The sequence below is a fragment of the Pseudomonas sp. BSw22131 genome (assembly GCF_026810445.1).
In the GTDB taxonomy this organism is placed as follows: domain Bacteria; phylum Pseudomonadota; class Gammaproteobacteria; order Pseudomonadales; family Pseudomonadaceae; genus Aquipseudomonas; species Aquipseudomonas huanghezhanensis.
Genome location: NZ_CP113949.1, coordinates 2,050,878 through 2,068,858 on the forward strand (window position 1 = coordinate 2,050,878; position 17,981 = coordinate 2,068,858).

16 protein-coding genes, 1 other RNA gene and 1 pseudogene are annotated in these 17,981 nt (G+C 59.3%); 8 read left to right on the forward strand and 10 right to left on the reverse strand.

Features of this window, described 5'->3' with window-relative positions; all coding sequences use genetic code 11:
- Positions 1–88: 88 nt before the first annotated feature.
- An RNA gene (gene ffs / locus OYW20_RS09160) (signal recognition particle sRNA small type) lies at positions 89–185 on the forward strand.
- Between the two features lie 200 nt (positions 186–385).
- Here the strand turns inward: ffs and OYW20_RS09165 are convergent.
- Positions 386–1,309 carry a LysR family transcriptional regulator gene (locus OYW20_RS09165; protein WP_268800374.1) on the reverse strand — a complete coding sequence of 308 codons (924 nt, stop codon included), beginning with the start codon at positions 1,307–1,309 and terminating at the stop codon, positions 386–388.
- A 111-nt stretch (positions 1,310–1,420) separates the two neighbouring features.
- On the opposite strand from OYW20_RS09165, the gene OYW20_RS09170 reads away from it, so the two are divergent.
- On the forward strand, positions 1,421–2,617 hold the full coding sequence (locus tag OYW20_RS09170; RefSeq protein ID WP_268800375.1) for an MFS transporter: 1,197 nt from the start codon (positions 1,421–1,423) through the stop codon (positions 2,615–2,617).
- A 19-nt stretch (positions 2,618–2,636) separates the two neighbouring features.
- On the opposite strand, the gene OYW20_RS09175 is transcribed toward OYW20_RS09170, so the two are convergent.
- The gene (locus OYW20_RS09175; RefSeq protein WP_268800376.1) at positions 2,637–3,107 is read right to left on the reverse strand and encodes a DoxX family protein; all 471 of its coding nucleotides are present in this window, start codon (positions 3,105–3,107) and stop codon (positions 2,637–2,639) included.
- Between the two features lie 130 nt (positions 3,108–3,237).
- Between OYW20_RS09175 and OYW20_RS09180 the strand changes: the two genes are divergently transcribed.
- Complete coding sequence (locus OYW20_RS09180) at positions 3,238–4,365, forward strand: GGDEF domain-containing protein (protein WP_268800377.1); 1,128 nt, start codon at positions 3,238–3,240, stop codon at positions 4,363–4,365.
- An 81-nt stretch (positions 4,366–4,446) separates the two neighbouring features.
- On the opposite strand, the gene msrA is transcribed toward OYW20_RS09180, so the two are convergent.
- Both msrA and OYW20_RS09190 read right to left on the reverse strand, forming a co-directional pair.
- On the reverse strand, positions 4,447–4,956 hold the full coding sequence (gene msrA / locus OYW20_RS09185; RefSeq protein ID WP_268800378.1) for a peptide-methionine (S)-S-oxide reductase MsrA: 510 nt from the start codon (positions 4,954–4,956) through the stop codon (positions 4,447–4,449).
- Positions 4,957–5,042: 86 nt separating this feature from the next.
- A complete protein-coding gene (locus OYW20_RS09190) occupies positions 5,043–5,558 on the reverse strand; it encodes a GNAT family N-acetyltransferase (protein WP_268800379.1) in 516 nt (171 codons plus the stop codon).
- Positions 5,559–6,204: 646 nt separating this feature from the next.
- Here OYW20_RS09190 and OYW20_RS09195 point away from each other — a divergent pair.
- From OYW20_RS09195 to OYW20_RS09215, 5 genes and pseudogenes are all read left to right on the forward strand, one after another.
- Positions 6,205–8,535, forward strand: a pseudogene (locus OYW20_RS09195) (type VI secretion system Vgr family protein); the annotation flags it as partial.
- 663 nt (positions 8,536–9,198) lie between these two features.
- Positions 9,199–10,239 (forward strand): phospholipase effector Tle1 domain-containing protein, encoded by a 1,041-nt coding sequence (locus OYW20_RS09200; RefSeq protein WP_268801088.1) that lies wholly within the window; start codon positions 9,199–9,201, stop codon positions 10,237–10,239.
- Entirely contained in the window at positions 10,236–10,874 is a 639-nt protein-coding gene (locus tag OYW20_RS09205) for a DUF2931 family protein (RefSeq protein ID WP_268800380.1), read from the forward strand. The genes OYW20_RS09200 and OYW20_RS09205 overlap by 4 nt, the downstream gene beginning before the upstream one ends.
- A gap of 7 nt (positions 10,875–10,881) precedes the next feature.
- Entirely contained in the window at positions 10,882–11,520 is a 639-nt protein-coding gene (locus OYW20_RS09210; protein ID WP_268800381.1) for a DUF2931 family protein, read from the forward strand.
- Positions 11,507–12,166, forward strand: a complete 660-nt coding sequence (locus tag OYW20_RS09215; protein ID WP_268800382.1) for a DUF2931 family protein — start codon at positions 11,507–11,509, stop codon at positions 12,164–12,166. Before OYW20_RS09210 ends, OYW20_RS09215 begins: the two co-directional genes overlap by 14 nt.
- 58 nt (positions 12,167–12,224) lie before the next feature.
- Here the strand turns inward: OYW20_RS09215 and OYW20_RS09220 are convergent, their stop codons facing one another.
- From OYW20_RS09220 to OYW20_RS09245, 6 genes are all read right to left on the reverse strand, one after another.
- A complete protein-coding gene (locus OYW20_RS09220) occupies positions 12,225–12,944 on the reverse strand; it encodes an SDR family oxidoreductase (protein ID WP_268800383.1) in 720 nt (239 codons plus the stop codon).
- Between the two features lie 6 nt (positions 12,945–12,950).
- Entirely contained in the window at positions 12,951–13,517 is a 567-nt protein-coding gene (locus tag OYW20_RS09225) for a phosphoheptose isomerase family protein (RefSeq protein ID WP_268800384.1), read from the reverse strand.
- A gap of 1 nt (position 13,518) precedes the next feature.
- The gene (locus OYW20_RS09230) at positions 13,519–14,499 is read right to left on the reverse strand and encodes a sugar-binding transcriptional regulator (protein WP_268800385.1); all 981 of its coding nucleotides are present in this window, start codon (positions 14,497–14,499) and stop codon (positions 13,519–13,521) included.
- 35 nt (positions 14,500–14,534) lie between these two features.
- Positions 14,535–15,401, reverse strand: a complete 867-nt coding sequence (locus OYW20_RS09235; RefSeq protein ID WP_268800386.1) for a carbohydrate ABC transporter permease — start codon at positions 15,399–15,401, stop codon at positions 14,535–14,537.
- Position 15,402: 1 nt separating this feature from the next.
- Complete coding sequence (locus OYW20_RS09240) at positions 15,403–16,308, reverse strand: carbohydrate ABC transporter permease (protein WP_268800387.1); 906 nt, start codon at positions 16,306–16,308, stop codon at positions 15,403–15,405.
- Positions 16,309–16,441: 133 nt separating this feature from the next.
- Positions 16,442–17,776 (reverse strand): ABC transporter substrate-binding protein, encoded by a 1,335-nt coding sequence (locus OYW20_RS09245; RefSeq protein ID WP_268800388.1) that lies wholly within the window; start codon positions 17,774–17,776, stop codon positions 16,442–16,444.
- Positions 17,777–17,981 lie beyond the last annotated feature (205 nt).

The window sequence follows — 17,981 nt, forward strand, 5'->3', positions numbered from 1 at the left end:
TTTTAATCCTAAACCAACGGTTGCAACTTCTTGCGAGACCGTTACAATGGCGCCGTTCGCCGCCTGGCGAGCGTCGTTATGGTGACCCCATCGGTCCCCCCGCAACGATTACCCGTGAACCTGGTCAGAGCCGGAAGGCAGCAGCCACAGCGGGAACATTGTGTGCCGGGGTGTGGCTGGTGGGGTTGCCTCCATAACGCTTCTGCTTCACCCCATCTCAGTTACTTACAGCACTCAAGCGCCGGATTCAGATCAGCGTTGGGTTTTATCGTGCCTGGTCGGTCCATCGACCTTCGCAATGAATTTAGTCTGCTCAACCTCGGTTTTCTGATGCTTTGCATCAGATTTCCCCGCAGAGACTTTGACTGTAACTATAGGCATCGGCTTAAAGCGTGCTCCCCGATGGCGTCAGGCAATCGGTCAGTGCGGCCAGTAGCGCGCTGACCTTGGGCAGCGCCTGGCGACTCTTGAGCCAGACCAGGTTCATCGGTAAACCTTCGGTCGCCAGGTGCGGCAAAACCTCCACCAGTGAGCCGTTTTCGAGTTGGCGCTTGACTGCCCACGTGGGCAGTTGCGCGATGCCGTGGCCTGCCGCTGCGGCGATGGCTTCACTTTCCCCGTCGCCAATGGCCAATCGGGCGCTCATTACCCGGCGTTCAAAGCCACCGGCCTGCGTGCCGGCGATGTACCACGGGCTGACCAGGCCGTCGCTTCTTCCGTAGACCACGCAACTGTGCATTTCAAGATCGTGGTCGGTCTGCGGTGCGCCGTGCTTGCTCAGGTAGGCAGGTGATGCGCAGAAAATCAGCCGTTCGGCGCCGAGGTAACGATGCCCCAACGCCTTTGGCCAAACGTCCGGGCCGCCAATGCGCACCACGATGTCGATGCCTTCTTCGACGGGGTCTACGAAGCGGTCCGAAAAGGAGATATGCGGCAGGAGTGCGGGGTGGTCTTCGACGAACTTGAGAATCACCGGCAGCGCATGAAGTCGGCCGAACGAGGCGGGCAGGTCGATACGCACTTTGCCGCGCGGCTCTGCGCTTTCTGCGTGCAACGACAGCTCGGCTTCTTCAAGGTCCGTCAGCACGGCGCGGCAGGTCCGGTAGAACGCTGTGCCTGCATCCGTCAGCGCTAGTCGCCGCGTGGTGCGCTCAAACAAACGCACCTGCAACCGCGACTCCAGCCGTGCAATGCCTTTGCTGACGGCTGAGCTGGTGAGGTTCAAGCGCTCCGCTGCAGCCGTAAAGCTGCCCAGATCCGCGACGCTGACAAACACGTCAATCCCTTTAAGGCGTTCAGACGAAAACATGCGTACGTCCCATTGATGAATATCATTCTTCCAATTCGGGAGAATATAGCCTCAATGTGACCTTTATTCTTTAATAAGCTTGCTCATTGATTTTCCAGTGAGTGCACATCCATGCAAAACCCTTCAGCGGCGGCTAACGGCGCCCACGTCCAGACAGGCTCCCGGTCCGGTCTGCAAATCCTGATCATGGCCGTGGCGGCATTTGTCATCGTCACCACCGAGTTTCTGATTCTCGGGTTGCTGCCTGCGCTGGCCCGTGACCTCGACATTTCCATTGCCACCGCCGGGCAGGTGGTCACGCTGTTCGCGTTTACAGTGATGATCTTCGGACCGATCCTGACGGCACGCCTGGCACACATTGATCGTAAAAAACTGTTCACCTTCATATTGCTGGTGTTCGTGGCGTCCAACGCGTTGGCTGCGGTGTCGGCCAATATCTGGGTGCTGGCGGTGGCGCGTTTTATCCCGGCGTTGATGTTGCCGGTGTTCTGGGGCACGGCCAGCGAAACGGCGGGCCAACTGGCCGGGCCGGGCAATGCCGGTAAGGCGGTTTCTCAGGTTTATCTGGGTATTTCCGCTGCGCTGGTGTTCGGCATCCCGCTGGGTACGCTGGCATCCGACACCGTGGGCTGGCGCGGAAGTTTCTGGATTATGGCGGGCCTGTCGCTGGTTATCGCCGGGCTGATTCAGTTGTACATGCCAAAGCTGCCAACATCGCCCAAGCGCGACGCGGACAACAAGCAAACCCAGATTCTGCGGCAGCCACGCTTTCTCGCGCACGTGGCGCTGTCCACATTGGCGTTCACCGCGATGTTCACCTCCTACACGTATCTGGCAGATACCCTCGAACGCCTTGCCGGCATTCCTTCAGGGCAAGTGGGTTGGTGGCTGATGGGCTTCGGCGCTGTGGGCATGATCGGCAACCAACTGGGGGGACGCATGGTCGACCGCAGTCCGTTGGGCGCCATGGTGTTGTTTTTGCTGGTGCTGGGCGCCGGGATGCTGTTCGCGGTCCCTGCGGCGTCTCACCCTATCTGGTTGGTTGTCGCGCTTGTCGCTTGGGGCATTGCCTACACGGCGCTGTTTCCGATCTGTCAGGTACGAGTCATGCAAGCGGGCGCTAAGGCGCAGGCGCTAGCGGCGTCGATGAACATCTCTGCGGCAAACGCGGGCATTGGCCTGGGCGCCATTTTCGGCGGCCTCGGCATCAAGCACTTTGGGCTTGAGTCCCTGGGGATCATCTCGACCGGCATTGCAGTGATCGCGATTGTGGTCGCGTTGCTGATGATGCGCGGCAAGGCGCAATAAGCAACGGTCCAGTCGGCATTCATTCAAGCGGGCGTTGTGCCCGCTTGAATGGCCAGTCGATCAGTCCGCCAGCGAACAGTGCGACCCAGACCAGCACCGGCTGAAACGCCAGGCGCGGTCCGTGATAGGCCCAGCCCAGTGTCAGGCCGCCCACAGGGATGCCTTCCAGGGCGTGCTTGATGTTGGCCGGGAACACGCACACAGCGTAAAGCGCGAGCATGACCCCGGCCGCCTTGCGCAAGCGCGGTGTCAGCAGCGCGAGGGCCCCCAGCAGCTCGCAGTAACCGGTGACAATAACCACCGCCGCTGGATAAGGCACCCAATCAGGAACAATGCTGACGAACCCTTCGGTGGCGTACAGGTGAAAGCACCCGGCGATGAAGTAGAAACAGGCCAGCACCACCTGCAGTGTGCGTCGCGTGCGTTCGCTTCCGGTGACGGGCCGCATGTGGGTGGTGTCGTTTCTGGTCTTGTTGTGAGGTCGGTTCATGACGGTTCGGTGGTTTCAATCCGCTCTGGCCTGCGTATTGGCGGGCGGTAGAGGCATTATTGAGCTGTTCGCAGTGGTAGCCGGGTGCCACAATAGCCGCCTGTCGTAGCCTCATGATCGGGCGGATCAAATGGATGGCCTTGTAAATCAGCGTAACCCTGAACGTTTTATAGCAGAGCAAGTGCACACCGACCGTCTGCAGCAGTTGTTTCGCCAATCGGTGTTCGCGGTGGCCGGCAGCTACACGGGCGCGCTCATGCTGTGCTGGTTGTGCTGGGACCGGCTCTCGCACGAAGAGGTGGCTGGCTGGCTATCTCTGCTTACCCTTTCGACCCTGCTGCGCGTCTTGATGTTTGTCATGTATTTTCGTGCTCCCGAGCACGAACGCACGCCGCAACGCTGGGAATTCAAATACTGGCTGACGCTGATCTTCTCGGCAGGCGTATGGGGTGGCGGGGCCTTGTTGGTGATGCCCGTCGACGACCTTCTGTCTCAATCGCTAGTGATGCTGTTTACCGTCGGAATGTCCGTGGCGGCCGTGTCCTGCTATTCGGCCTATCGGTACATGACGCTGGTGTCGATGGCGCTGGTCTTGTTGCCGTGCACCCTGTGGCTGCTGTTTCAGCCATCGTCCATGCAGACGGGCATAGCGATTTCTGTGCTGGTCTTTACATCGTTCGTGGTCAGCGCCACGCGCAAGCTTTCTGACGCACTGGAGCAAGCGTTTCGACTGACCCGCGAGATGGAGCGCGCGCACAGTATCTCCAACTACGCCGCGCAAACCGATGAACTCACTGGCCTGAAGAATCGCCGGGCATTTTTCGAGGGTGCGCAGCAGTTGTTCGGCGACTGTCTGCACGGTCAGCGACCATTGTGCGCATTGATGCTGGACATGGACCACTTCAAACAGATCAACGACACCCATGGGCATCAGGTCGGAGACCATGTCTTGCGGCAGATCGGCATCGTTATTTCAGCCACGTTTCGTGCCTGTGATGTGCACGGAAGACTGGGCGGTGAGGAGTTTGCGGTGCTGCTTCCGGATACGCACGTGGAGGTTGCGCGCGACATTGCACAGCAGGTGGTACACGCCATCGCTGCGTTGAAAAGCGAGCCGGTGCAGCGCATGACCGCCAGCATCGGTGTGGCTTCGACCGACTCCGGTAGCCACGACCTGTACCACCTGATGAACCGCGCCGATGAGGCGCTTTACCGGGCCAAGGCCCTTGGGCGCAATCAGGTGGCCGTTGCTGGCTGAAGGGATCTTGATCCTGTCTGATCCTGCGCAGGCTTGAGATAGCTGCGCTGGATCAGGATAAAAGCTGTTCTGGCTGCCTTCTTATTGATCGCGAACCGGCAACTTCCAGTTTGGCCGGATGAAGTGGCAGGTGTAGCCGTTCGGGATGCGCTCCAGGTAATCCTGATGCTCAGGCTCCGCTTCCCAGAACGCACCCGCCGCTGCGACTTCGGTGACAACCTTGCCGGGCCAGAGGCCTGAGGCGTCCACGTCGGCAACCGTGTCTTGTGCCACACGCTTTTGCTCGTCATCGAGATAGAAAATAGCCGACCGGTAACTCACGCCGAGGTCGTTGCCCTGACGGTTGGCCGTCGAGGGATCGTGGATCTGAAAGAAGAACTCCAGAATTTTCCGGTAGCTGATAACGCTCGGGTCGAACACGATCTCGATGGCTTCGGCGTGTGTGCCGTGATTACGGTAAGTGGCGTTGGGCACATCGCCGCCGCTGTAGCCGACGCGGGTAGAGATTATGCCGGGGTAGCGACGGATCAAGTCCTGCATGCCCCAGAAACAGCCGCCTGCGAGCAGGGCGGTTTGGGTGTGAGTGGTCATATTCTTATCCTTTCGATCAATGAGCCTTGGCAGCTCAATGCTGTGATTGGCGCCAGGTGGCTCGTGATTCATGGGTGAGGGCTCGTTCAGGCCCGCGTTGCTTTGTAGACACGGCTCGGGGGCTGGCCCGGGACGTCGTCAATCGATTCGATACGCTGCATGCCGATCTTTTCCAGGACGCGAATCGAGGCCATGTGCGCTGGTCTTACGACTGCAAAAACAGCGGCTGCGTTCAACTCGTCGAAGCCATAGTCCAGCGCCGAGAGGCTCAGCTCTGTGGCGTAACCCTGGCCCCAGCCGCTCACGGCAAACCGGTACCCTAAATTCAGGCGTTCCACGTCCAGATACATGCGCATCGATAGCCCGCCGAATCCGATGACCTGCTGCGGACAGTCGCGGGTGGCGATGGCCCATTGTCCAAAACCTTTTTCACGCCAGTGGCTGAGCCAGTCATCGAGCATCGAGGCCGCCTGGCTGATGTCCGTCATCGGTCCGGCCGGGTTGTACTGGTTGGTTTCAGGATCGCTGTGAATGGCAAAGACACAGGCCAGGTCATCAGCCCGTGGCGGCCTTAAAATCAAGCGTGATGTTGATCGTTGCATGGCTGGTTCAGTCCCGCTGAAACACGACAGGTGTCAGGTGCTTACTCTACCTCAATCGCCAGCGCCGTCATGTGCGCGCGTTGGGCGGTGTTGTGGGTACGGGCGAGTCGATTGGAGGCTTTGTCGCTGTCGGCGGCAGAGACTCCAGCGCGTCTTGTTGCCAGATCATCGCAGATATCAGTGAACGAACGCCGCGCAGCGTTCTTTGAATCGAGAATTGTTAGAACTGTATATCGATTTTAATTCAAGCCTGCTGGATTTTTATCCGAGTTTGGCGAGGTTAAATGCCGGTGCTTAAAGTTTGATGTAGGAGTTATCCGGTAACTTAATCAGAACTTTCCTGATGGTTGTTTTGGGCTGGATATCTGCGCCTCTCTGACCTAGGGTGCACCCTGTCAACTCAATAGCGACAGGCCCAGTGGCTGTAGGTAAACGCCATTGCGTCAGCCCTTTGCAGGTTGTTGGCTATTGACTGTTTATCAGTCTGCTAATTAAAAAGACGTTTATTGGATGGCACTTTGTGTTCAGCGATTTCTAGGCTGAATGCTGCGCGATTATTGGCTTTCAAGTGTTTCAAGAATGTTTAAAGCGTTTATTTTTTAAACACTTTTCCCGTAACTTTCCGCACCGCCCAGGATGGCCCCGTATGCTCGATTCGCTGCGCACGTTCTTCGATCACAGTCGGCACACACTCACCGTTCAGGGTCTCGATGCCGGGCTCGATGTGCTGGTGTTCGACGGCCTCGAACGGCTCAGCGAACCGTTCAACTACCGCATCGAGTTCACCTGCGGCGATCACGATATTGCTGCCAGGCAAATCCTCGGGCGCCGGGCGCATTTCAGCTTGCATGCCGTGCCGCAAAAGCTGCCCCGGATTCAGCTGGTTCAAGCGCCGGCTATCAAACCGTTACGCACGCTGCACGGGGTGATCAACGGCTTCAAACGCCTGTCCGACTCCCACGATGAAGCGCGTTATGAGGTGGTGTTGCAGCCGCGTCTGGCGTTGCTGGACCGAGGCCGGCAGTTTCGGATCTATCAGGATCAATCCGTCCCGCAGATCGTCGAGAGCATCCTGCGCAATCGCCACGAATTCGAGGGTCAGGACTTCCTGTTCAAGCTGGTCCGCGAATACCCCCGGCGCGAACAGGTCATGCAGTACGGCGAGAGCGATCTGGCGTTTATCAGCCGTTTACTGGCCCAGGTCGGCATCTGGTTTCGCATCACCAGCGATGACCGGCTGAGCATCGAAGTTGTTGAGTTTCACGACGATCAGCGTCATTACCAGTTCGATGTGGCTTTGCCGTTGCGCTCGCAATCCGGGCTCGGCAGCACCGGGCAGGATGCGGTCTGGCAGCTGCAAACCGAGCATCAGGTAGTGGAGCAAAGCGTTCATTTTCGCGCTTACGATTACCGAGATGCGCCGGCTTATCTTCAGGGCGACGTCGACCAGACCCGCGGCGCCGATGCCCTTTACGGCGAGGCCTATCACTACGCCGAACCCTACCGCGTACTGGGCGACGCCATTGATCGAGACGAAGATCTGCTCAGCGAAAGCGGCTTTTTTTATGCGCGCTTGCGGCACGAGCGGTACCTCAATCATCAGACTCGACTGACTGGCGCCAGCAGCAGCGCGACGTTGGCGCCGGGGCAGGTGCTGAACATTTCCGGCGGCGCGCCACAGGCCTTCGCGCCCGGCGCGGTCTTGGTCGAACTCAAAACACGAGCAGCCCGCGACAGCAGTTTCGAAGTCAGCTTCGAGGCAATGCCCTACAGCCTCGACGTCTGCTTCCGACCGCCACTGCTGGAAAAACCGCAGATCGCAGGTACCGTTCCCGCACGCATCACCAGCTCCAAAGCCAATGACCCCTACAGCTTCATCGACATGGAAGGGCGCTACAAAGTCAGCTTTTTGTTCGACCGCGACAGCTGGAAACCGGGCACCGAAAGCCTCTGGCTGCGCCTCGCCCGACCGTACGCCGGCGACACCCACGGCCTGCACCTGCCGCTGATTGCCGGCACTGAAGTAGCGATTGCTTTCGAGCAAGGCGACCCTGACCGGCCCTACATCGCCCACGCCCTGCACGACAGCCGACACAAAGACCACGTCACCAAAGCCAGGCGTGACTGGACCCGCAACGTGCTGCGCACACCCGCCAACAACAAGCTGCGCATGGAGGACTTGCGCGGGCAGGAGCACATCAAACTCAGCACCGAGTACGGCGGCAAAAGCCAGCTGAACCTGGGGCATCTGGTGGATGCGCAGAAGCAGAAACGCGGCGACGGGTTTGAGCTGCGCACCGATGGCTGGGGAGCGATTCGGGGTGGGAAAGGGCTTTTTATCAGTGCCGATGAGCAGGGCAAGGCGCTGGGTTCGCAACTGGACATGCAAGCCGCCATTACCCAGTTGGAAAGCGCCTTGTTTCTGGCGCGCTCACTCGCCAATGCAGCCAAGAGTGCCGGGGTGGTACCGAGCGACACCGATAGCCAAACCGCCCTGAACAAGGCGCTGAACGGACTCGCAGAATCAGGCCTGTTGCTGCATGCGCCGGCGGGCATCGGCGTTGTCAGCCCGGAAGCGGTGTGTGTGGCCTCCGGCACCGAGAGCGTCGGCATCATGGCGGCGCATAACGCTGATATCAGTGCAGGTCACGACATCACCGCCACCGCCGATAACGCGGTCAGCGTGTTGGCCGCACAAGGCGACCTGCAACTGCATGCCACCCAGGGCAGGATCGAGCTGCATGCCTCAGGCAACAGCCTGCTGGCGACGGCCAAAAACGACATCAAGATCCAGAGCGTGGAGGGCCGTGTAGAAATCAGTGCGCCGCAGGAGTTGGTGTTCAGTTGCGGCGGAGCGTTCATCCGCCTCAAAGACGGCGATATCGAAATCGGCGCGCCGGGCAACATTTACCACAAGGCAGCGGTGGTGCAGAAGCTGGGTGCAACCAGCCTCGACACACCGGTCACGCCGCTGCCTACCGGCTATGCAGCCCGTTACACGGTCAAGGACAAGGCGCAGGCGCCGATGCCGTTCGTGCGTTATCAGGTCACGACCCAGCAGGGAGACGTGTTCGAGAGCGTGACGGATGAAGACGGCAAGACCATGAGCGTTCACACCCTGCTGCCGGGGGACTTGAAAATTGACTTTCCAATGGCGGCGGGGGGCAGTAGATCAAAACCCAAGCGGCCCCATGACCCGACGGCTGAGCTGGATGAGGAGGAAGAGGAAGAAGAACTTGAAGGCATCACCCTGCGTCTGGGGCTGTTCTTCGACGGCACCGGCAACAATCTGGGCAACGCCGCGGCCACCGAACAATGCCGACGTGACGACCTGGCCTTGTTCAACCCGAACGAGATGGCGAGCATCGTCGAGCATTGCCAGAAGTATGGTTTTACCAGCTTTGAAGGCAGCGGCTTCGGAACTACGCCCGACAGCAGCTACGGCAATGCGCCGAGTAATGTGGTGCATTTACACGAGCTTTATCCGGACCATTCGACTGACCGTCTGCCATCGGGCGCCGATACCGCTTTTGTTCCGGTTTACATACTGGGCATTGGCACACGTACCGGTGGGAAGGACTCGCTTTACGGGCAGGCAACGGGGCGTGGTGAAACAGGTGTGGTGGCGCGTGTGGAGCAGATGCCCAAGCTACTGGAAGAGCAACTTCGGGACTTTAGCGTTGCTAATCCCGATGCCACCATCCGACGCATCGAGTTCGATATCTTCGGCTTCAGCAGAGGCGCCGCAGCCGCCCGACATTGCGCCAATGAGCTACTCAAGCCGGGCCTTGGAGTCTTTGCCGAGCTGCTGCAACCGGGTCGCTTTGGCCTGATACCCGGCTTCAAACCTGACGCTGATGTCAGCATCAATCTGATCGGCCTGTTTGACACCGTGGCCGCCATTGCCGCGATAGGCCACTTCGACCTTAGCGTTGCCAATGCCGACAACACAGGCGTCAATCTGTACCTGCCGCCCGGCTGCGCCAGACAGATCGTCCACCTGAGGGCCCGCGACGAATGTCGCCACAATTTTGCCCTCAACAGCCTGCAGGGCCATAACAACATCGAAATCAGCCTGCCGGGTGTGCACTCGGACATCGGCGGAGGCTATCTGCCGCGCGGCCATGAACGTGTATTCCTGACAGTGCTCAAGAACGCTAAGGTCAAGGCGGATCGCGGCGTGGGGTCATCACCCGAATGGGCCGCAGCCTGCGCTCAGGCCGACCTGCTGCGCGCCAGCGGTCTGGCAGGCGAGGGCAGGATCAAACCAACAGCGATCTTTTCTGGGGCGCCTCCTAGGGGGCCATCGGAAAGTAGCGATCAGAACTTCATGGTGTCGGTCGAGCTGGACCGACCTGTGCGGGGTGAATTGGCGTTGATCAGCTTGCGGTTGATGCGCGAATTGGGTGTTCGTCATGGCGTGCCATTCAAAAATCTGGAAGAACGGTCTGACTTGGCTCTACCCGAGGAGCTTCAGCCCATCGCCACCCACATACTTGAACATGCTTTGGCGGGCTCAACGTTAAAACTTACTGCCGATCAGGAGCGTCTGCTGCGTGGCCGCTATATCCACCAGTCCGCGAACTGGACACCTAGCGCAGGGCTGCTCATCAACAAACCTGCGAAGGAAAACGAGCGAATTGTCCATCGCAACTATCCGCAGAAGGGGTACCCGCGATGAGGCGCTGGACCCTGTTCATCACTCTATTATTCAGCCTGTGCGCCTGCGCCAGCGGGCCACAAACCTCACCGCCTCCCAAGCTGCCGTACGACAGTTGGTACGTCGGGCTGGCCGCGCCGCGTCACATGGAAGTCTGGGTGGAGAGCGTGGATGTACTGGATCAGCGGGGGGTTGGGTTTTATCACGTGTTTGGCGGAGTGGCCGGCTATACCCGGAAACCTGAGGGTTGGCATAAAGGAGGGGGGAAGATGATGCCTGTGAACAACGTCGATCTCCCTGAGCGAATCTTCGTGCGCTGGCAATCGCTGGTAGAGCCACAGACTTACAAAGTCGGCATCAAGATCCCGCAATGGGTGCGCGATGAGATGATCAAGCCAACACGATTGTTCTGCAAGGCAGACCAGAGGGATGTAACGCTGTATCCAAACAGAATAACCCTTGGATTGGCTCCTGGCGGAATCGTCAAGGTATGGGTGGGCGCCGGATGCTTGGGCTTCACCGAAGTCGGCCGTTTCCAGGCAGAAATAGAGACCCTTGGCCCCTACAAAGGCAAGAGCAAAGGCAAATACATCCACATCGAGCCCGAGAATAAAGCCTACGTAGACAAGCACGGCATTCCCTATGGCTCTTGGTAATTCACCCGTGAAGCGCCGGAGCTTGCTTGTCTGCACGCTGTTCAGCCTGTGCGCCTGCACAAGCGGGCCACAAACCTCACCGCCTCCCAAGCTGCCGTACGACAGTTGGTACGTCGGGCTGGCCGCGCCGCGTCACATGGAAGTCTGGGTGGAGAGCGTGGATGTATTGGATCAGCGGGGGTTCGGGTTCTTCAATGTATTCGGAGGGGTTGCCAGTTACACCGGTAAAACAGAGGGCTGGCATAAGGGGGGCGGTGCGATGATGCCTGTGAACAACGTCGATCTCCCTGAGCGAATCTTCGTGCGCTGGCAATCGCTGGTAGAGCCACAGACTTACAAAGTCGGCATCAAGATCCCGCAATGGGTGCGCGATGAGATGATCAAGCCAACACGATTGTTCTGCAAGGCAGACCAGAGGGATGTAACGCTGTATCCAAACAGAATAACCCTTGGATTGGCTCCTGGCGGAATCGTCAAGGTATGGGTGGGCGCCGGATGCTTGGGCTTCACAGAGGTCGGCCGTTTCCAAGCAGAAATAGAGACCCTTGGCCCCTACAAAGGCAAGAGCAAAGGCAAATACATCCACATCGAGCCCGAGAATAAAGCCTACGTAGACAAGCACGGCATTCCCTATGGCTCTTGGTAATTCACCCGTGAAGCGCCTGAGCTTGCTTGTCTGCACGCTGTTCAGCCTGTGCGCCTGCACGAGCGGGCCACAAACCTCACCGCCTCCCAAGCTGCCGTACGACAGTTGGTACGTCGGACTGGCCGCGCCGCGTCACATGGAAGTCTGGGTAGAGAGCGTGGATGTATTGGATCAGCGGGGGGTTGGATTCTTCAATGTCTTCGGAGGCGTTGCCAGTTACACCGGTAAAACAGAGGGCTGGCATAAGGGGGGCGGTGCGATGATGCCTGTGAACAACGTCGATCTCCCCGAGCGAATCTTCGTGCGCTGGCAATCGCTGGTAGAGCCACAGACTTACAAAGTCGGCATCAAGATACCGCAGTGGGTGCGCGATGAGATGATCAAACCCAAACGAATATTTTGTAAATGGGATCAGGAAATCGTGACGTTATACCGAGACACGATCACTTTGGGTCTCGCCCCGGGTGGCATCGTCAAGGTTTGGGTAGGCTCTGGTTGCCTGGAGCATAAAGAGGTCGGCCGTTTCCAGGCAGAAATAGAGACCCTTGGCCCTTACCAGACGGGTAAAGGGATCTATTACCGAGCCCCTAATCCTAAAGCCCAAGCATGGATTAACGAGCACGGCATCCCCTATGGCTCTTGGTAATTCAAGCGTAGGACCGGGCAACCAGCAACGCGTGTTATCGCAAATAATACAAAACCACTCACCCCACACTAAACCCGCCATCTACCGTCAATGCCGTTCCATGAATCATGGCGGCATCCTCGCTCAGCAAAAACGCAATCGTCGCGGCCACTTCGCCGGGTTGGGCGAAGCGTCCCAATGGCACCCGCGCCAGCATCGGGCCGGATTTGTCGGGGTCGCTCCAGGCTTTGTCTGCCATGGCTGTCAGGGTGACGATGGGGTTTACGCTGTTGACACGGATGCCGTGCGGCCCGAGTTCCAGCGCCATGACCTGGGTGATCGCATCCAGTGCGGCCTTGGATGCGCAGTAAGTAACGTGATCACGGGTGGCGACTTTCGCCGCCAGGCTGGAAACGTTCACCACGGCACCGGATGCACCCCGGCGTACCCAGTCCCGCGCCACTATTTGCGACACCAGCAACGGCGCCCGGGTGTTGATCGCCAGCGTTCGGTCGAAGGTGTCCATGCGCGTTTCGAGCACTGATTCCAGTTCGACGATGCCCGCACAATTGACCAGCAGATCAATCGGCAGTATCGACTCAACGGCAGCGCGAGTGACCTCGACGTCAGCCAGATCGACCACCAGCGGGTGAGCGCTGTAGGCAAGGTCGGCAGCGGTCCGGCCAAGTGCGATGACTTCGGCGCCAAAACGCGTCAACAACTGCGCAGTTTCGCGCCCGATGCCCTTGCCCGCGCCGGTGACCAGCACGCGTTTGCCGCTGAAATCATGCACCGCCATCGGGATTCACTCCAGGTTGGTGTGCCGGGCGCGCATGGCCTCGGCGCTGATGCCCAAACGCTCGCGCAGGCGCAGCAGCAAGAGTTCGAACATCACGTACTGCGCGCCCTCGAAAGCGCTGCCCATCGACAGCACGGCGCTGGCGCCCGGGCCCGTGTCGTTGAGCATGGTCTGCGCGGGCAGTGTCAGGAGCAGATCGGCGAAGATCGCTGCGGCGCCATCCGGCTGGGCGGTGACCACCGCAACCTGTGCGCCCGCTGCCTTGGCCGTGCAGATCAACGCCGACACCGTCGAGAAGTCCCCCGGCCCCGCGCTGGTCACGAACAGGTCGCCGGCGCCCAGCGGAGGAGTGCTCATGTCGCCCACCGAATGCGCGTCCAGGCCTGCGTGGTACAGGCGCATGGTCAGCGCACGCATCATCAAACCTTCGCGGCCTACGCCATACAGCGCAACGCGTCGTGCACCGATCAGCGCCGCGACCACAGCGTCGACCTGCGTCTCGTCGACGTTTTGAAAGGTAGCGGCGATCTCATCACAGGCCTGTCTGGCCAGTTGTGCGACAGATAAAGGCATTTCAAATCCCCCGATCAAACAGTTGCTGGGCGGTGGTTTCGTCGATCACCAGTTCATGGACAAAGTTGCGCAGCAGCACGGCGCGAATGATCTCGGCCTTGTAGGGGCCGCCTGACACCAGCACGACTTTCCTGATCCGTTTGAGGTCTTCCAGGGGCAGAGAAATCGCTCGCTGATTGAGTGGATGATTGACCTCGACGCCATCTCTGTCTAGCCAGCGCCCAAGCAAGTCGCCCACCGCCCCGGCTGCCTTGAGGCCCTGACGGTCGGCCGGGCTGACCATGCCCAGTTCGAAGATCAGTGAGCGCTCGGTCAGGTCGCCCACCGTGACCAGTGCCAGGTCAGCCTTCTTCGCTTTGTCCAGCACATCCTGTGCCGAGGCTTCGGCCAGGATCATGTCGCGGTATTGAGCCGACGGCGCATAGATCGGGGCCGCAAGGTAGTAATAGGCCCCGCCGAACAGGTTGGCAAAGCTGGAGGCAATCTCGACAGTGTTGTTCGCCGAGCCGTAATGCATGCCGCCGAGCAACGACACCACAGTCATTTTCTGCAACGCCCGGCTCTGGGTTTCCAGCACCGCCTGACGCAGGGTCCGGCCCCAGCCGACGGCGAGGGTACAGCCATCGAATAACTGCTCATGGATTGTCGGTGCGACACCCACCCCCAGCACCCGGAACATCATCTTCGGGTCATCCGGGGTCGGCACGACGGTCACGCGCGACAGGCCAAACAGCTCCTGCAGACCGTTCTCCAGCTCGATGCAGGAGGTGAGTCTGGAGTTGATGCGGATCTGCACAATCCCGGTTTCCCGACTGGTCGCCAGCGCCTTGTTAACTTTCAGCCGGGTGATGCCCAGACGATCGGCGATCTGTTGCTGGGTCATGCTGTTGACGTAGTAGTACCAGGCGATGCGGACGGTCAACTGGTGCTCGGCGTTGAGCCGTTCGGCATCGGGTTCCACGTCTGGATGTGCTTCTTGCACGGAATTTTCCTTAGCAATCATTGAGTTGCGTGACGCTACTTCACAGCGCCCATCGTCAGCCCTTGTACCAGATGCCTGGACACCATCAGCGCAAAAATAATCACCGGGAACACGATCAGTGTCCCGGTCGCCATGATCTCGCCCCAGGGCAAGTCATAACCGCTCATGAAACTGGTGGCCGTCACCGGAGCCGTGCGCGCAACGTTGCGCGTCAGTACGAGCGCGTACAGCAGCTCGTTCCAGGAAAAGATGAACGAGAAGATTGCCGACACCGCCACCCCCGGCATCGCCAACGGCAGCGCGATACGCCAGAAGATGGTGAAGCGCGAAGCACCGGACAGACGCGCCGCTTCATCGAGATCCTTCGGCACGCCGCGGAACTGATCGGTGCAAATCCACACCACGATCGGCAGGTTGAATGTCAGGTACACCAGGATCAGCACCAGTCGCGTATCGATCAACCCCATCGTGCGTGCCATCAGAAAAATCGGCAGCGCGACCACAATCGGGCTGAGCATGCGGTTGGTGATGAACCAGAACCACAAGTCTTCCTTGCCCTTGAATTCGAAGCGCGCCAACGCGTATGCCGCCGGGGTGCCGAGCCCGACTGCCAGTGCAGTGGTGGAGGCGGCCACGATCAGCGAGTTGGCAAGGCTGGACAATACGTCGCGGTTGAACAGCACCTGCACGTAGTTATCCAGGTGTGGGGTGAACAGCCAGATGGGCGGCGATGCCAATGCTTCAGCCTGGGTTTTCAGGCTGGTGGCGACCATCCAGTAAAACGGAAAAACCGCGAACAGAAAGATAGCCAGCAAGCCCACCAGGTGCCAGCCATTGATGCGCCTGCGCGGCCGGTGAATCGCGACGGACGTGGCAGCAGCGTTAACGCTCGGGGTGGCCATGTCAGATTTCCTTGTAGACGAATTTGATGTACAGGCGCGCCAGCACGATGGTCAGGATCAGCAGCAAAATGGCCTGGGCCGAAGCTACCCCCTGATCGAACACGCGAAAGCCGATGCGCTGGATATAGACACTGACGAACTCGGTGGCCGCACCCGGCCCACCACGCGTCATGGTGAATACCGTGTCGAACATTTTGAGGATGTCTGCCGTGCGCAAGATCAGGATCACCGTCACGCTGGGCAACAGAAACGGCAGTTGTACATGGCGAATGATTTGCCAGCGACTGCGTGTTTCCAGGCGCGCTGCCTCTTCGACTTCGGTGGGCACCATCGTCAGGCCGGCGAGCAGCACCAGCGCGCAGAACGGCGTCCATTGCCAGACGTCCATCAGGGCCACTGCAATGAAGGCGTTGGTGGTTTCACCCAGCCATTCAACAGGCCCGGCATTGACCATGGCCAGCAGTGCGTTGGCGACACCGAAATCACGGTTGAAAACCAACCGGCCAATCAGGCCCGCCACGGCAGGGGCTGTGGCCAGCGGAATCACCAGGCTCATGCGCGCCAGCAGCTTGAACCCGGACAGGCCGGGCTTGTGCAGCAACAACGCGATGATCAGCCCGAGCGCCAGTTGAACCGGCACCACGCCAATGAGGAACACAAACGTGCGACCCAACGATGCCCAGAAGGAGGGGTCGTTGAACACGCTGATGTAGTTATCGAATCCAACGAACGGCGTCGCATCACGGGGCCGCGCCAGGTTGTACTGACGGAACGAGTTGATCAGCGCGAACACCGTCGGAAATATACCGATCAGCGCCAATGCCACGGTGGCGGGCGCCAGAAACGCGAAGGCGACCCGGGTGTTGTTCCACAGGGTCGGGAACACCGGCTTTTTTGGGGTGGACATGGTGGTCGGGAACTCCTGAACGTGTCGGGTTCAACGGTAGGAGCGCGCTTGACCGCGATAGCATTGTGTCAGTCGATCACAATGTCGCAGACAAACCGACATCGCGGGCAAGCGCGCCCCTGCAGCGGGTGGGCTACTTCAGCAATTTAGCCTTGCCGTCGTAGTAACCCGCTTTGCCAAGGATCTCCTCGACCCGTGCACCAATAGTCTTGGCCCCCGCTTCCACAGTGGTTTTGCCCAGCATGATCGCCGTGCCGTTTTCGCCAATGACTTCGGAGATTTCAGGCCACTGCGGGAAGCGTGGACGGTAGTCGGGCACACCGCCTTCCCATGACGTCACCATCGGCTGCACGAACGGGTATTTCTTCTGCACGTCCGCATCTTTGTAAGCCGACATCCGGCCGCTCACGCCACCCGCATCCAGATACGGCCTGGCCATGGCCTCGGAAGTGACCCACTGAATGAACAACCACGCCGCTGCTTTTTTCTCGTCGGTGGCGCTGGCATTCACGCCCAGAGAGAAACCGCCCAACGCCGGTTTCAGCCCGGCTGGCCCCTTGGGTTCGGTCGACACCGCCAGGCAGTCGGTGATTTTGGATTTCTTCGGATCGGCCAGGGTGCTGTAGAACGCCGACCACTCGGTGATCATCGCCACATTGCCCTGGGCCAGCGCATTGACCGCCTCGTTATGGTCGTAATCAACAATGCCGGGCGGCATGAACTTCATCAGGTCCTGACGAAACTGCAGGCCCGTCTGCGACTCTTTGGCGTTCAGGTTGGATTTGAATCCCGCGTCCAGCAGTGATCCACCGAATGGCCAGAGGAAGCGCATGAAGCTGTCGGCTGACTGAGTTTCACCACGTCGCGATTGCAGGGCGTAGGCGTACTTGCCTTTGGCGGCGTCGGTGAGCCTGGGCGCGTAGACCTTGAGCAGCTCATCCCAGGTAGCTGGCGGCTTGTCGAAACCTGCGTCCTTGAGCATGCATTTGTTGTAGAACAGCAGCCCCGAGTAGTTATCGAACGGCAGCCCATAGACCTGCTTGTCCCAAGTGCCGAACGACTCCAGCAGAATCGGGAAAAACCCGTCCAGTTTCAGGTCCGGGTCAGCCAGCTTGGCGTTGTCGGTAAAGGTCTTGATCGGCTCCAGCCAGCCGTTGCCGGCAAACTCGCCAATCCACACCACGTCGGTGAGCACGACGTCCTGTTCCTCACCGGAGCTAAACGTCAGGACCTGGCGCTCGCGGCTGTTTTCGTAGGGGATGGTTTCGTAGCTGACCTTGATACCGGTTTTCTTTTCGAATTCCGGAAGCATTTTGATGGCGGCGGCGTAGCCCGGTCGATCAAGGAAAATCGCCTTGATCGTCGTCCCTTTGTAGGGCGCTGCGGCTTCTTCCAGGGTCCAGGCTTGTGCGCCTGTGGAGGCCAGAGCCACCGACAGCGCAAGGGCGTTCCATACCAGCTTCTTCATTGCGTGACCTCATTTTTTGTTGTTGGTGAGGAGTACGTCAATCGTCGTTCGCATTGAGTGCAGGGCCGTGCAGGTACAGGCATCAGCAACGGCTTTCAGCCCGTGACGACCCATGTCCTTGACATTTGTAATTGTTGAATTACAAATGATCGTAGAGGGAAAACGCTACCTGTCAAGGGCATACCTCACGCTGTATTTGCACTCG

What these genes read in the sequence shown, in the direction of transcription:
- OYW20_RS09165 (WP_268800374.1), bottom strand. Translation starts at nt 1,309, where the DNA reads ATGTTTTCGTCTGAACGCCTTAAAGGGATTGACGTGTTTGTCAGCGTC.
- OYW20_RS09170 (WP_268800375.1), top strand. Translation starts at nt 1,421, where the DNA reads ATGCAAAACCCTTCAGCGGCGGCTAACGGCGCCCACGTCCAGACAGGC.
- OYW20_RS09175 (WP_268800376.1), bottom strand. Translation starts at nt 3,107, where the DNA reads ATGAACCGACCTCACAACAAGACCAGAAACGACACCACCCACATGCGG.
- OYW20_RS09180 (WP_268800377.1), top strand. Translation starts at nt 3,238, where the DNA reads ATGGATGGCCTTGTAAATCAGCGTAACCCTGAACGTTTTATAGCAGAG.
- msrA (WP_268800378.1), bottom strand. Translation starts at nt 4,956, where the DNA reads ATGACCACTCACACCCAAACCGCCCTGCTCGCAGGCGGCTGTTTCTGG.
- OYW20_RS09190 (WP_268800379.1), bottom strand. Translation starts at nt 5,558, where the DNA reads ATGCAACGATCAACATCACGCTTGATTTTAAGGCCGCCACGGGCTGAT.
- OYW20_RS09200 (WP_268801088.1), top strand. Translation starts at nt 9,199, where the DNA reads ATGCCCAAGCTACTGGAAGAGCAACTTCGGGACTTTAGCGTTGCTAAT.
- OYW20_RS09205 (WP_268800380.1), top strand. Translation starts at nt 10,236, where the DNA reads ATGAGGCGCTGGACCCTGTTCATCACTCTATTATTCAGCCTGTGCGCC.
- OYW20_RS09215 (WP_268800382.1), top strand. Translation starts at nt 11,507, where the DNA reads ATGGCTCTTGGTAATTCACCCGTGAAGCGCCTGAGCTTGCTTGTCTGC.
- OYW20_RS09220 (WP_268800383.1), bottom strand. Translation starts at nt 12,944, where the DNA reads ATGGCGGTGCATGATTTCAGCGGCAAACGCGTGCTGGTCACCGGCGCG.
- OYW20_RS09225 (WP_268800384.1), bottom strand. Translation starts at nt 13,517, where the DNA reads ATGCCTTTATCTGTCGCACAACTGGCCAGACAGGCCTGTGATGAGATC.
- OYW20_RS09235 (WP_268800386.1), bottom strand. Translation starts at nt 15,401, where the DNA reads ATGGCCACCCCGAGCGTTAACGCTGCTGCCACGTCCGTCGCGATTCAC.
- OYW20_RS09240 (WP_268800387.1), bottom strand. Translation starts at nt 16,308, where the DNA reads ATGTCCACCCCAAAAAAGCCGGTGTTCCCGACCCTGTGGAACAACACC.
- OYW20_RS09245 (WP_268800388.1), bottom strand. Translation starts at nt 17,776, where the DNA reads ATGAAGAAGCTGGTATGGAACGCCCTTGCGCTGTCGGTGGCTCTGGCC.